Annotated in this window: 13 protein-coding genes; 3 read left to right on the top strand and 10 right to left on the bottom strand. The window is 60.9% G+C overall.

All coding sequences use genetic code 11. The features are described from left to right. Positions 1–43 precede the first annotated feature (43 nt). From WG78_RS12250 to WG78_RS12265, 4 genes are all read right to left on the bottom strand, one after another. The gene (locus tag WG78_RS12250; RefSeq protein WP_053938113.1) at positions 44–1,261 is read right to left on the bottom strand and encodes an acetylornithine transaminase; all 1,218 of its coding nucleotides are present in this window, start codon (positions 1,259–1,261) and stop codon (positions 44–46) included. 293 nt (positions 1,262–1,554) lie between these two features. Beyond that, positions 1,555–1,815: a hypothetical protein gene (locus WG78_RS12255; RefSeq protein WP_053938114.1), complete on the bottom strand. Its 261-nt coding sequence runs from the start codon at positions 1,813–1,815 to the stop codon at positions 1,555–1,557. Next, on the bottom strand, positions 1,812–2,510 hold the full coding sequence (locus WG78_RS12260) for a glutathione S-transferase family protein (protein WP_053938115.1): 699 nt from the start codon (positions 2,508–2,510) through the stop codon (positions 1,812–1,814). The genes WG78_RS12255 and WG78_RS12260 overlap by 4 nt, the downstream gene beginning before the upstream one ends. Then, positions 2,510–2,836 (bottom strand): DUF2917 domain-containing protein, encoded by a 327-nt coding sequence (locus tag WG78_RS12265; RefSeq protein ID WP_083458991.1) that lies wholly within the window; start codon positions 2,834–2,836, stop codon positions 2,510–2,512. The genes WG78_RS12260 and WG78_RS12265 overlap by 1 nt, the downstream gene beginning before the upstream one ends. 108 nt (positions 2,837–2,944) lie before the next feature. Here WG78_RS12265 and WG78_RS12270 point away from each other — a divergent pair, with 108 nt between their 5' ends. Next, the gene (locus WG78_RS12270) at positions 2,945–3,844 is read left to right on the top strand and encodes a LysR substrate-binding domain-containing protein (protein ID WP_053938117.1); all 900 of its coding nucleotides are present in this window, start codon (positions 2,945–2,947) and stop codon (positions 3,842–3,844) included. Between the two features lie 18 nt (positions 3,845–3,862). Here the strand turns inward: WG78_RS12270 and WG78_RS12275 are convergent, their stop codons facing one another. Continuing rightward, positions 3,863–4,348, bottom strand: a complete 486-nt coding sequence (locus tag WG78_RS12275) for a MarR family winged helix-turn-helix transcriptional regulator (protein WP_053938118.1) — start codon at positions 4,346–4,348, stop codon at positions 3,863–3,865. Positions 4,349–4,556: 208 nt separating this feature from the next. Between WG78_RS12275 and WG78_RS12280 the strand changes: the two genes are divergently transcribed. Further along, positions 4,557–5,885 carry an MFS transporter gene (locus tag WG78_RS12280; protein WP_201782424.1) on the top strand — a complete coding sequence of 443 codons (1,329 nt, stop codon included), beginning with the start codon at positions 4,557–4,559 and terminating at the stop codon, positions 5,883–5,885. A gap of 110 nt (positions 5,886–5,995) precedes the next feature. Then, positions 5,996–7,372 (top strand): type II toxin-antitoxin system HipA family toxin YjjJ, encoded by a 1,377-nt coding sequence (gene yjjJ / locus WG78_RS12285; protein ID WP_152969181.1) that lies wholly within the window; start codon positions 5,996–5,998, stop codon positions 7,370–7,372. Positions 7,373–7,425: 53 nt separating this feature from the next. On the opposite strand, the gene WG78_RS12290 is transcribed toward yjjJ, so the two are convergent. From WG78_RS12290 to WG78_RS12310, 5 genes are all read right to left on the bottom strand, one after another. Continuing rightward, positions 7,426–8,574, bottom strand: coding sequence for a Gfo/Idh/MocA family protein (locus tag WG78_RS12290; RefSeq protein WP_053938121.1), 1,149 nt, complete (start codon positions 8,572–8,574; stop codon positions 7,426–7,428). Further along, positions 8,574–9,632 (bottom strand): sugar phosphate isomerase/epimerase family protein, encoded by a 1,059-nt coding sequence (locus tag WG78_RS12295; protein ID WP_053938122.1) that lies wholly within the window; start codon positions 9,630–9,632, stop codon positions 8,574–8,576. The genes WG78_RS12290 and WG78_RS12295 overlap by 1 nt, the downstream gene beginning before the upstream one ends. A 71-nt stretch (positions 9,633–9,703) precedes the next feature. Continuing rightward, on the bottom strand, positions 9,704–10,654 hold the full coding sequence (locus WG78_RS12300) for a substrate-binding domain-containing protein (RefSeq protein WP_053938123.1): 951 nt from the start codon (positions 10,652–10,654) through the stop codon (positions 9,704–9,706). Between the two features lie 57 nt (positions 10,655–10,711). After that, positions 10,712–11,713, bottom strand: a complete 1,002-nt coding sequence (locus WG78_RS12305; RefSeq protein ID WP_053938124.1) for an ABC transporter permease — start codon at positions 11,711–11,713, stop codon at positions 10,712–10,714. After that, positions 11,694–13,181: a sugar ABC transporter ATP-binding protein gene (locus WG78_RS12310; RefSeq protein WP_053938125.1), complete on the bottom strand. Its 1,488-nt coding sequence runs from the start codon at positions 13,179–13,181 to the stop codon at positions 11,694–11,696. The genes WG78_RS12305 and WG78_RS12310 overlap by 20 nt, the downstream gene beginning before the upstream one ends. Position 13,182 lies beyond the last annotated feature (1 nt).

The following is a 13,182-nucleotide window of genomic DNA, read 5'->3' on the forward strand; positions in this document are numbered from 1 at the left end:
CGCCCCGCGGCGGTGTCATTTGATCGATATCAGTCGTTACTGTTTATTTGTATGCAGCAAGCATATCGGTGCGATGTTTTTGCGCAGACGGCGCGTAGAACTGCGCCAGCGTCTTGCCCAGCAACGCCAGACCGGTCTCGATTTCGGCAGCCGTGGTATTGAGCGCGGGCATGATGCGCAGACAATGTGGGCGCGGATTGTTAATCAGCAAGCCGTTGTCGCGCGCAGCCCGCATGACCGCTTCAGCGCGCTCATCGCCCAGTTCGATGGCCCACAGCAAGCCTGCGCCGCGTACTTCGCCCAGCCCGAAGCGGGCGCTGAGTTCGATCAGCCCGCTTTGCAATTGCGCGCCACGCGCCACCACATTGGCCAGAAACGCCGGTTGCGCCACATGCTGCATCACCGCCAGCCCCACCGCAGCGGTGAGCGGGTTGCCGCAAAAGGTTCCGCCCTGATCGCCGTGCTCGAATACGCTGCAGGCGGCTTTGGCCAGCAGCGCCGAAATCGGTACGCCCGCGCCCAGGCCTTTGCCCAGGGTCATGATATCGGGCTCGATGCCGCTGGCTTGATAGGCAAACAGCGGGCCGGTACGGCCGCAGCCGGTTTGCACTTCATCAAAAATCAGCAGCAGTTGATGTTCGTCGCACAAGGCGCGCAGTGCCTGCAGAAATGCGCGGCTGGCCGCATTAACGCCGCCTTCGCCCTGGATGGGTTCCAGCATGATGCCCACCGTGTGCGGGCCGATCAGCCGCCGGACGCTTTCGATATCGTTGAGTGTGGCTTTGGGAAAGCCCGGCACTTGCGGCGGAAAATACACATCCCAGCCCGGCTTGCCCGAGGCCGACATCGCGGCGATGGTGCGGCCATGAAACGCGCTGGTAAAGGTGATGATTTCAAATGCGCCGTCCTTATGCAGGCGGCCCCATTTGCGCGCCAGCTTGATCGCGCCTTCGTTGGCTTCCGCGCCGGTGTTGGCCAGAAACACCTGGTCCATGCAGCTGTGGTCTACCAGCCATTGCGCCAGTTGCGTGGCGGGCGTGTTGTTGAAGGCGGGGCTGGGGGTAATCAGCGTGCAGGCTTGCTGATACAACGTATCGGCCACCAGCTTGGGTGCGTGGCCCAGGCTGTTGACGGCCCAGCCTTGTAACCAGTCCAGCCAGGCTCGTCCCGCCGCGTCATACAGCCACGCGCCTTCGCCGCGCTCGAATTGCAGCTGCGGACGCGGGGTGATGGACATCAGCGGATTGGACTGGCTGGTCATGCTGGTTTACTCCTTGGGGTTGGATGCCGGAATCGATCGGCGAAAAAAAACGGGCCGCGAAGTGTTTCGCGGCCCGTTGGTCTGGTGTGTGTTTTCTGGAGCAGGGTTGCGTCAGGGCAACCCGTCCTTGTCACACGCCCATGGCAACGCGCCACGGCCCGCCGCCGCGGCTGCGGCTCGGCGGGCCGCGTTGCGTCGGCCTTGAGCGTGTGTGTAGGAATTCATGCTTTTTAGAGTGCCGGACAATTTGCCGTTATGTCAACGGCGTTTTCCAGGGCCGGCTTTGCGCGCCCTTATTCGAGCAACAGACCTGCTTTGGCCAGCCGTTGCGCCAGCGCATCCATGCCGCCTTTGTATTCCCAATACATCAGCCGACCCTGGCCACCGGAAACCAGCAGATAACGTTCGCTGATGGACTGAATACGCTCGATGGCGACCAGTTTGGTGACATAGACGTCCTCGTTGACTTCTTCGACGATCTCGACATTTTGCGCGTCAAATCCGTGCACGATACGTGCAGTTCGAACCTTGAGCCGGATAAATCGAGCGCTCATACGCGGGCTCCGCCGTGTTGGTGGATCAGCTCATCCTGTCCAGGATTACGCCATGTGCTGGCCTCGGCAGCGGCTTGCCATTCGCGCATGGCGGGCAGCGCCAACATCGTGTCGCGGTAGGCCGCGGCATCAGCTGGCAGCGCCACGTTGTAGCTATAAAAGCGCCAGACTACCGGTGCGAACATGGCGTCGGCGATGCTGAAAGCGCCAAACAGAAACGGGCCATCGCCGCTGGCAAAGTATGTGCGAGCGTCACGCCAGGCCAGACAGATGCGGTCCACTTCTTTCTGCACGGCAGCAGGCAGCGCGGTGCCGCGCGCCCGCAAGCGGATATTCATTGGCAGTTGGTTGCGTACCTGGCCAAAGCCACTGTGCATTTCGGCGGCAATGCTGCGGGCCCGGGCGCGGGCGGTGCGCTCGGCGGGCCACAGTTGCGGATGACGTTCAGCCAGATATTCGCAGATTGCCAGGCTATCAAACACTTGCAGATCGCCATCATGCAGACAGGGCACCAGCCCGTTGGGCGAATACGCCAGATGGCGCTCGTTTACGCCCGTGCCGCCCAGTGGTACTTCGACTTCCGTAAATGCAATCCCCAGCTGTCGCAGCGCCAACCATGGCCGCAATGACCACGAAGAATAATTCTTGTCGCCCAGATACAACGTGTACTGCGCTTGTCCGTCCGTAGAGCCCATCAAGCTTTCCTTGTGATTGAGATATGCACGTGCTGCGCGCGCCGTTCGCGCTGGCGGCGGATAAGGCCCCACAACGCGCCCACCAGCCGTGCGGCCTGCCGATACAGCCAGCCGGGCTGCGCACGCAGGCGCAAACTGCCGTGGCCTTCCACCAGCACATTGCCCGGCCCGACGATGGCGCTTTCCTGTGCTTTCAGAATAATGTCGCGCGCCTGGCCATTTACAGTAATCCACATCTCGCCTGTTTCACAAACCATGCTCCAACGCTCGTGCGCATCCAGCCGCATCAGCTCGCTTTTTAGTATGAGTCGGACGTCTTGTGTCATCTCGCTTGCTCCTGTCTCCGTGATGGCTTGTAATATATCGGCACACAAACTTAAGAAAAATCGATATATTTTTACGCTTTTCGTGAATAAAACTAACAAGAGGCGCTGATGCGTAACCTTCCTCCGTTACCGGCCTTGCGCGCGTTTGAAGCGGTGTCGCGTTTGGGTAGCATGGTGCAGGCCGCTGAAGAACTGCATGTGACGCACAGCGCCATCAGTCATCAGATCAAGGCGCTGGAAGAAGAACTGGCCGTGCTGCTGTTTACCCGTCAGGGCAAGCGGCTGTTGCTGACCGAAGAGGGCCGCATTTACGCCATGCAGGTGCGCGCCGCCATGCGCGATCTGCAAACCGCCACCGAGATGGTGCTTAACCGCCCGCGCGGTGACGAGCTGGTGCTGTCGGTTATCCCGTCCTTTGCCACGCATTGGCTCATCCCGCGCCTGCCGCGTTTTAACGCGCAATTTCCGCATTACAAGATGCGACTGCGCGCGGGTCTGGCGCTCGATGATCTGAAGACGGGCATGGTCGATCTGGCCATCCGTATCGGCGCGCGGCAATGGCCCGATGTGCAGACGCAATTGCTGATGCCCGAACGCGCCATCGGCGTAGCGGCTCCGCATTTCAACGGCGGCGTATTGCCGCAAACCATTGAGGAATTCGTCAGTTGCCCGGTCATCCGCTCGTATGACAGTGGCCGCGACTGGTGCCGCGCGGCGGGGCTGGATCAATCTTTGCCGCCGGGGCTTAACTGCAATGATTCCAACTTGCTGGTGCAGGCGGTGTTGCTCGGGCAGGGAGTGGCGGTGACGCGGCGTTCTTTGGCGGATGGTTTGATTCGCGAAGGCAGGCTGGTGCAGCTGCTGGGCGTGGAAGTGCCGTTTGATCGCGATTACTGGCTGGCCTGGCCGCAGCGCAGTGAGGGCTCGGCCAAGCTGGATGATTTTATGGGGTGGCTGTTGCGCGAGGCGGCGGATTACCAGGCGGGCTTGCCGCCGCTAGCAGGCTGAAGCGCAGACTGGCGTGGTTTAGCAGCCGTTTTCGTTACTGTGATCGCGCTGACGCGGATCAGCTTGCGCCAGTACTTGCACAAAGTCCTGCAACTGCGCGCGCAGCGTAACGATGTCATCGGCGGGCATCGGAAATGCACAAATCAGGCGGGCAGGAATCGACGCCGCCTGGGTTTTCATCTCGCGCGCCCGCGCGGTCAGATTGATCACCACGCGGCGTTCATCGTCCGGATCGCGTTCACGCGTGACCAGATCATTTTGTTGCATGCGCTTGAGTAACGGCGTCAGCGTGCCACTGTCCAGATGCAGCAAGCGCCCCAGTTCGCCCACGCTTTGTGGCGCGTTTTGCCACAGCGCCATCAACACCAGATATTGCGGATACGTCAGCCCCAGCTCGTCCAGCAACGGGCGATACAAGCGCGTCAGCATATTGCTGGCGGCGTACAACGGAAAACACAGTTGTTGCTCAAGCGAAAGCGGATCAGCGGGGTTGGGCTGCGTCATGTCTGGCGTCCTTAGTAAGCGACATAAGATAACACGCATGTACGGTGTAGCGCCTGTGACGGCCTCGGCATTAGGGCGGATTTGTGACGAATGTAGTCAACTGGTTGAGACTACGCGGCGTTAAAGCCGGACCGCGTTCCGGCTTGCACGTCCCCGCGTACCCCGCCGGGCGCGGATTCTTATAACCGCACACGGATGAGGTTTTGCCATGTCAGCCACTCCCATGCAGCAAAAACCGCAAAGCCTGGCCGGCGCTGTATTACGCGTCACCAGCGGCAATTTTCTCGAAATGTATGACTTTATGGTGTACGGCTATTACGCCAGCAATATCGCCAAAACCTTCTTTCCTTCCGATAGCGAATTCCTGTCCCTGATGTTGGCGCTGATGACCTTCGGCGCGGGGTTCTTGATGCGGCCACTGGGCGCCATTGTGCTGGGCGCCTATATCGATCATCACGGCCGCCGCGCGGGCTTGATGCTGACTCTGGGCTTGATGGCCTGTGGCACCTTGTTGGTGGCGTGTGTGCCCGCCTATAGCACGATCGGCCTGGCGGCGCCGTTGCTGGTGGTGATTGGCCGCCTGTTGCAAGGATTCTCGGCCGGGGTGGAGTTGGGCGGCGCGTCGGTTTATCTGTCCGAGATTGCGCCACCGGGCCGCAAAGGCTTTTTTGTGGCATGGCAATCGGCCAGCCAGCAAGTGGCGGTGGTATTTGCCGCACTGTTGGGCGTCATCCTGCACGCCAGTCTGAGCACGCAGCAAATGGATGATTACGGCTGGCGCGTGCCGTTTTTGATTGGCTGCATGATCGTGCCGTTCCTGTTTATCCTGCGCGCGTCGTTGCGCGAAACCGAAGCCTTTGCCGCTCGCAAAACGCGGCCAACGCCCAAACAGATTCTGGCGTCGGTGCTGCAAAACTGGCAGCTGGTGGGCATTGCCACGCTGTTGGTGGTCACCACCACCGTCTCGTTTTATCTGATTACCGCTTACACGCCGACCTTTGGCAAAACCGTGCTCAAACTGGGCGAGAGCGACAACTTTATCGTCACCGTCTGCATCGGCTTATCCAATCTGTTCTGGCTGCCGGTAATGGGCGCGTTGTCGGATCGCGTCGGGCGCAAGCCGCTGTTGCTCACGTTTACGGTGCTGAGCTTGCTCACTGCGTATCCGGTGTTGTCGTGGCTGGTGCAAGCGCCGTCGTTTACCCATCTGCTGCTAGTGGAGCTGTGGTTGTCGTTTCTCTACGGCAGCTATAACGGCGCGATGGTGGTGGCGCTGACCGAGATCATGCCGGTGGAAGTGCGTACCACCGGTTTCTCGATGGCATATAGCCTGGCGGCCGCCATTTTTGGTGGGTTTACGCCCGCGATTTCCACCTGGTTGATCCACCTGACCGGCAACAAGGCGATGCCGGGCGTATGGCTGAGTTTTGCCGCCGCCTGCGGGCTGGTGGCCACGCTGGTGTTGTGGAAGACCGGACGCTTCGAGATTCGCGTCAAGCCAATATCCACACCGGCGGAACAACTGTACGCCAAGTAAACCGATCTATTCACCTTGCAGCTATGGCGGCCAAAAAACCATTATGAATCAATCCTGAATCTTGTTAGTATCTATTCATTATCTATTCATGATTGATTCAGGTGGCCGCGATGGCGGAGGCATCCAGCCCGGGTTTGACGGGGCTTTTACTCGATACATTGCAGCGTGGCGCGGCCGATGCGGCCACGCTGTGCCGCGTTTTGGGCGTTAGCCAGCCTACCTTGTCGCGTCAGCTACGCGCGGCCGGGGTGGCCGTGGTGCGCACGGGCCAGGCGCGTAGCACGCGTTATCTGGCCAGCCGCGCAATCGACGGCCAACGCGTGCTGCCGCTGTTTCGCGTAACACCAGCGGGCCAGGTGCAGCAGTGGGGCGAGCTGTTGCCGGTTTACCCCAATCCGCATGTGCTGGTGCGCTTTACGGATGGCAGCGCTGACGAACTGTTCGAAGGCCTGCCCTGGTGGCTGCAGGATATGCGTCCGCAAGGTTTTCTGGGGCGGACGTGGGTGCAGCGTCGCGCCGTGCCGTTGGGCTTGCCTGCCGATCTGACCACGTGGGACGACAATCACGTGCTGCGCGCGTTGGCGGCGGGCGAGCAAGACAATATCGGCAATCTGTTGCTGGGCGAAGCCGCGCGCACTGCGTGGCTGGCGCGCCCCGACGGTGAGGTGGTGCAAATGGCGGCGCGCGCCACGCGCTACCCACAGTTAGCGAGCCTGGTGCTGGCGGGTGAGCCAGTGGGCTCGTCGGCGGCTGGCGAACAACCCAAGTTTGCCTGCACCTTGCGCGATGGCGACGCGGCCGATGCCTGGCAGCAGCCGGTGCTGGTCAAGTTCAGCGTGGCCGCCGATACGTCCAGCACGCAACGCTGGCGCGATTTGCTGCTGGCCGAACACCATGCACTGGAAACCCTGCGAGCCCACGGTTTACCGGCTGCGGAAAGCAATGTGCTCGATACGCCGGAGCAACGCTTTTTGCAGCTAACACGCTTTGATCGTCTGGGCGCGGCGGGGCGCTGCGGTTTGATTTCGCTGGCGGCGCTGGAGGCCGGTGTGATCGGCCAGGCGCAACATGCGTGGCCCGAGCTGACGCGCCAGTTGGCGGCCAACGGTTATATCACTGCGCAAGCGGCTGAACAGGCGGCGCAGTTTTATGCCTTCGGCCGTTTGATTGGCAACTGCGACATGCATCACGGCAACATCGCGTTTCTGCATCACGGCCAACTGCCGCTGCCCTTGGCGCCGTGTTACGACATGCTGCCGATGGCGCTCGCGCCTGATCGCAACGGTCTGATGCGTGATGAGCTGCCGCCGCTGATCGTGCCCAGCCAACCGGTGCCCGCAGTGTGGCGCGCGATGTTGCCGCTGGCGCGCGCGTATTGGCGGAACGTGGCCGCCGATGCGCGCTTTAGCGCGGGTTTTATCGCGATCGCCGCCGCGCAAAGCGGCTGGTTGGACCAGATCGAGAACCAGCTTTCACGGCTGATCTAGCTTGTGGTCCAGGTACCGCAGCGGCCGCCACGGCACAAGCACCGCAGCTATCGCTACGACGTCAGTGCGGTCCACTGACTATCGTTGCGATGGCTGCGCAGCACGGCGTCGATAAACTGCATGCCGCGCACGCCATCCTCCACCGTCGTCAAGAAGCTGCTTTCCGGCGGCAAGGGCAGGCCCGCGTCGACGGCCAGAATCTGCAAGGCCGCATCCTGGTACAGCTGGGCAAAAGCTTCCAGATAGCCTTCCGGATGGCCCGGCGGCACGCGCGTGGCGTGCGCGGCGGCTTCACTCTGCGCGCGGCCGCGCGTAATGCGGCGGGTTTCGCCCGCCAGCGGGGTCACCAGCAGTTCGTTGGGGTTTTGCTGGTCAAACGCCAGCCCGGCTTTCGTGCCATAGACGCGTAATTTCAGCGCGTTTTCTTCGCCGGCCGCCACCTGACTGGCCCACAACATTCCGCGCGCGCCATTGGCATAGCGCAGCATGGCCTGCACGTGATCATCCAGTTGCCGCCCCGGCACAAACGTATGCAGCTCGGCCGCGATGCGGGTTGGCTGCATGCCGCTGACATAGCTGGCCAGATGATACGCATGCGTGCCGATATCACCCAGGCAGCCCGCCGGTCCGGCGCGTTGTGGATCGGCGCGCCAGCCCGCTTGTTTACTGCCGGCCAGCTCCAGCGGTTCGGACAACCAGTCCTGCGCATATTCCACCTGGATTACCCGGATGTCGCCCAGGCCGCCGCTGGTCACCATCTCGCGCGCGTGCCGCACCATGGGATAGCCGGAATAGGTGTGCGTTAATGCAAACACCTTGTTGTGCAAGCGCGCCAGGCGCTGCAATTCCAGCCCTTCCTGCAACGAAATCGCCAGCGGTTTATCGCAAATAACGTGGATACCCGCTTCCAGAAACGCGGTCGCTACCGGCGCATGCAAATGATTGGGCGTAACGATGGCGACCACATCAATCCCGTCCTCGCGCTCAGCTTCGGCCTGCGCCATGGTGTGGTAGTCGGCGTAACTGCGCAGGGGGTCGATACGGGCGGCGGCGGCGCTGGCGGCGGCGCGGTCGGGGTCCGCCGATAACGCGCCCGCCACCAGTTCGTAGCAATCATCGATGCGCGCCGCCAGCCGATGCACTGCGCCGATAAACGCGCCTTGTCCGCCACCCACCATGCCCAAGCGTAAACGTCTCTGCATTAACGGCCTCCCAGGCGTAGTAGTTGCTGGATTTGTGCTGCGTTAACGCCGCTGCCGGCAAAGTCGTCAAACGCGCGTTCTGCCACCACGATGATGTGTTCGCGGATAAATTCGGCGCCCTGGCGCGCCCCTTCTTGCGGGTGCTTGAGACAACATTCCCACTCCAGCACCGCCCAGCCAGGGAAATCGTATTGCGCCATTTTCGAGAAGATGGCGCGAAAGTCGATCTGGCCATCGCCCAGCGATCTAAACCGCCCGGCGCGATCAATCCAGTTGCTGTAACCGCCATAGACCCCTTGGCGGCCATTGGGACGAAACTCAGCGTCCTTGACGTGAAACGCCTTGATGCGTGCGTGGTAGAAGTCAATAAACTCAAGATAATCCAGCTGTTGCAGCACCATATGGCTGGGGTCGTACAGGATGTTGGCGCGCGGATGATGTTCCACGCCCTGCAGAAAGCGCTCAAAGGTGATGCCATCGTGCAGATCTTCGCCCGGGTGCAACTCGTAGCAGACATCGACGCCAGCCGCGTCAAATTCATCCAGAATCGGCCGCCAGCGTGTGCATAAGGTGTCAAACGCGGTTTCGATCAGCCCTTCGGGCCGTTGCGGCCATGGATAAAGATACGGCCAGGCCAGCGCGCCAGAAAAAGTGACATGCGCGCGCAAGCCCAGCCTTTTGGAAGCCTGCGCCGCCAGCTTTAATTGCTCCGTCGCCCAAGCCGTGCGCGCGGGCGGGTTGCCACGCACGGCTACAGGCGCAAAGCCATCAAACAGACTGTCGTACGCGGGATGCACCGCCACCAGCTGGCCTTGCAAATGCGTGGATAGCTCGGAAATCTGCATGCCGTAACCGGCCAGCATGTCCAGTAAATCATCGCAATAGGCCTGGCTGGTGGCGGCTTGCTGCAAGTCAATCAAGCGCGGGTCGGCGGGGATTTGCACTGCGGCAAAGCCGTAGCCCGCCGCCCATTGCGCCAGATTTGCCAGGCTATCAAATGGCGTGGCTTCGCCCATGTATTGCGCCAGAAAAATCGCCGGGCCTTTGATCGTGATCATCGTGCAGTCTCCGCGTGCAACGTCTTAAAGCTATACCAGATGGCGCCGCCTTGTGGGCGGCCTGGGCAAAATCAGAAAGGCGAATCCGGAAAATAGAACTGTTTGGCGTTGTCTTTGGTAATCAATACCGAGGGGATAATGGTATTGGCGGGCAATTTCTCACCTTTTAGCCGCGCTTCTGCCGTCAATTTAATCGCGTCATAAATAAACTTGGGCGAATACGACACGTCGGCTTTAATCAGCGGATTGCTGCCATCCATAATGGTTTTGACCGCCCCTTTGGCGCCCGCGCCGCCAAACACTTCTTTGATGTCGGTGCGCTTGGCCTGGCTGATGGCTTTCAGCACGCCCACCGCCATATCGTCGTCGGCGGCCCAGACGGCATCAATATGTTTAAAGCGCGTCAGATAATCCTGCATTACCTTGAAGGCGTCATCACGGTTCCAGTTGCCGTATTTGGCATCAAGAATTTTCATGTCCGGATGGGTTTTGATCACGCCATTAAAGGCATCAAAGCGTTCGTTATCCAGCGTGGTGGGAATGCCACGCAACACCACGATGTCGCCCTTGCCATTGAATTGTTTGGCCAGATATTCGGCGGGCAATTTGCCGAAGGCGGTATTGTCGCCCGCCACATAAGCATCTTGCGCGCTGGTATCCGTCAAGCCGCGGTCCACCACCGTCACATACACGCCTTTGGCTTTGACTTGCGCCACCGGCTTGGTTAACGACGCCGATTCAAACGGAAACACCACCAGCGCATTGATCTTGTTAACGGTCAGCAAGTCCTGCAGCTGGTTGGCTTGCTCGGGTGCAGCGCTGGCGGTTTTGACGATCACTTTCAGATCGGGATGTTGCTTTTCCAGTTCTTTTTTCGCCTCGTTGGCCCACCACACAATGCCGGCGGTAAAGCTGTGGGTGGCCGTAGGAATCGACACGCCCAGCGTTACTTTTTCGGCCGCGTGGGCGAGGGTGGACAAGGCCAGCAAGCTGGCGCTGATCACGCACATCAAGCGTTTCATGGTGGGTCTCCAAGGGCGCTGTCTGCGCGCCCGGGCAGGAAGGCGGGGATGCCTTCGTTAACGACGTGAGCGCTGCAAAAACGCGACCACGATAATTACCCCACCTTGCACGGCGGCGTTGAGATACACGCTGATGATGCTGGTGAGATTAAGAATATTGCTGATCACCGACAGCAGAATGGCGCCGATGACCGTACCGAATACGCGGCCTTCGCCACCTTTCAGCGCGGTGCCGCCCACCACGACAGCGGCAATGGCTTCCAGCTCCCACAGCAAGCCGGTGGTGGGGGTGGCCGAGCCCAGCCGTGGCACATACAACAAGGTGGCAATGCCCACGCACAGGCCCAGCAAGGCATGGGTGAGCGTCTTGACCAGATCGACGCGGATGGCGGCATAGCGCGCCACTTGTTCGTTGGAACCGATTGCTTGCACGTGGCGGCCAAAGGCGGTGCGGTTCAGCAATAGCGCGCCCAGCAGCGCCACCAGTACAAAAATCCACACAGGTATCGGCACGCCCAACACCGCGCCGTAATACACCGGGCTGTAGACATCGGTGAGCGTGTTTTCGAGCGTCAGCGCGCCGCCATCGGCCAGCCACGTCAGCACCGCACGAAAGATGCCGAGCGTGCCCAGCGTGACAATAAACGGCTCGATGCGGCCGCGCGTAATCAGCAATCCGTGGATAGCGCCAAACACTGCGCCCAGCACCAGGGCCAGTGTGATCCCCAAACCCACGACCGCGACCGGATGCGCCGCCAATGTTCCGGTGCCCAGTTTGTTCATCAGCAAGATCATGCTGCCGGCAATCAACGCCGCCATCGAACCGACCGACAAATCGATGCCGCCGGACATGATCACAAACGTCATGCCCACCGCGATAATTCCGATAAAAGCGGTGCGCGTCAGCACGTTCATCATGTTGTCGAACGTGGCGAAATCGCTGTTGAGCAACGTGCCCGCCACACACAGCACCAGCAGCCCCAACAGCGGCCCGACCGCATGCAGTTTGCCCAGCCAGCGCAGGCTGGCGCGCGGCGTTTCAGTGGGTGCCAGTGGCATAGCCGATCAAAGCCTCTTCAGTCAGTTGGTCTGCATCCAGCGTGGTCTGCAACTGGCCACCGCGTAATACCGCTACGCGATGGCACAGGCCGATCAACTCCAGTAATTCGCTGGAAATGACGATCACCGCGCGGCCTTGCTGCGCCAGCGCCTGGATCAGGAAATAGATATCGCGCTTGGCCCCGACATCCACGCCACGCGTGGGCTCGTCCAGCACCACCACCTTGGGGTCGGGATGCAGAAATTTGGCCAGCGCCAGCTTTTGCTGATTGCCGCCCGACAGCATGCGCGCCTTGCTGTTAATGTCGCCGGTACGGATGCCAAAGTCATGGACGGCACGCGTCAGCGCGGCAGTTTCGGCGGCCACGTCCAGCAAGGGGTGGGCATAGCGTTCCAGCGTCATCAAGGTCAGGTTTTGCCGCAGGCCCAGGTCGACATGCAGGCCTTTGCCTTTGCGGTCTTCGCTCAGATAGGTCAGGCCGTGGCGCATGGCCGCGCGCGGGTTGTTCAGACGCACCGGCTGGCCGTTGATGGCAAAGTCGCCGCCGCTGCGGGCACGCAAACCGATGATGGCCTCAAACGCCTCGGTACGGCCCGCGCCAACCAGACCGGCAAAGCCGAGGATCTCGCCCGCCCGCACGCTAAAACTCAGATCCTGCATCCAGCCCGGCACCTTGAGATGGTTAACGGCAAACACCTCCGGCGCATCAGTGGCAGGGGGCAAGCGCGGCGGAAACAGCTCGGACACATCGCGCCCCACCATCAGATTGGCCATCTGCTGCCGCGTGACGCTGGCGGTGGGCGCGCGGGTGACAAAGCGGCCATCGCGCATCACCACAATCTCGTCGGTGATGCGTTCCACCTCGTCCAGCTTGTGCGAGATATACAACAGCGTGACGCCATCGGCGCGCAGCTTGCGCATCAGCGTAAACAAGCGCTCGGTTTCGCCAGGCGTGAGCGTGGCAGTAGGTTCGTCCATGATCAGCAAGCGCGCATTACGCGACAAAGCCTTGGCGATTTCCACCAACTGCTTCTCGGCGACGATCAGCCGCCGCACCGGCGTAGCCGGGTCGGCGCTCAGCCCCACCTGGTCCAGATAATGGCGCGTGGCAGCGTGCATGGCGCGGTCATCCAGCAAGCCGTGGCGCTTGATTTCGTGGCCGAGAAAAATGTTCTGCGCAATGCTCAGATGCTCGGCCAGGTTGAATTCCTGGTGGATCAGCACGATGCCGTTAGCCTCGGCCTGGCGCGGGCCGGTAAAGGTCTGTGCGTGGTCATCCACCCATAGTTGCCCTGCGCTGGCTTGCTCGTAGCCGGCCAGAATCTTCATCAGCGTGGATTTGCCCGCGCCGTTTTCGCCCAGCAAGCCGTAAATGCGGCCGGGCGCCACGCCAAAGCTGACCTCGTGCAGTACTTCCACCGGGCCGAAGCGTTTGCTGATTTGTTCAAAGCGTATCTTCAGGCTCATG

This window comes from Amantichitinum ursilacus, assembly GCF_001294205.1.
Taxonomy (GTDB): domain Bacteria; phylum Pseudomonadota; class Gammaproteobacteria; order Burkholderiales; family Chitinibacteraceae; genus Amantichitinum; species Amantichitinum ursilacus.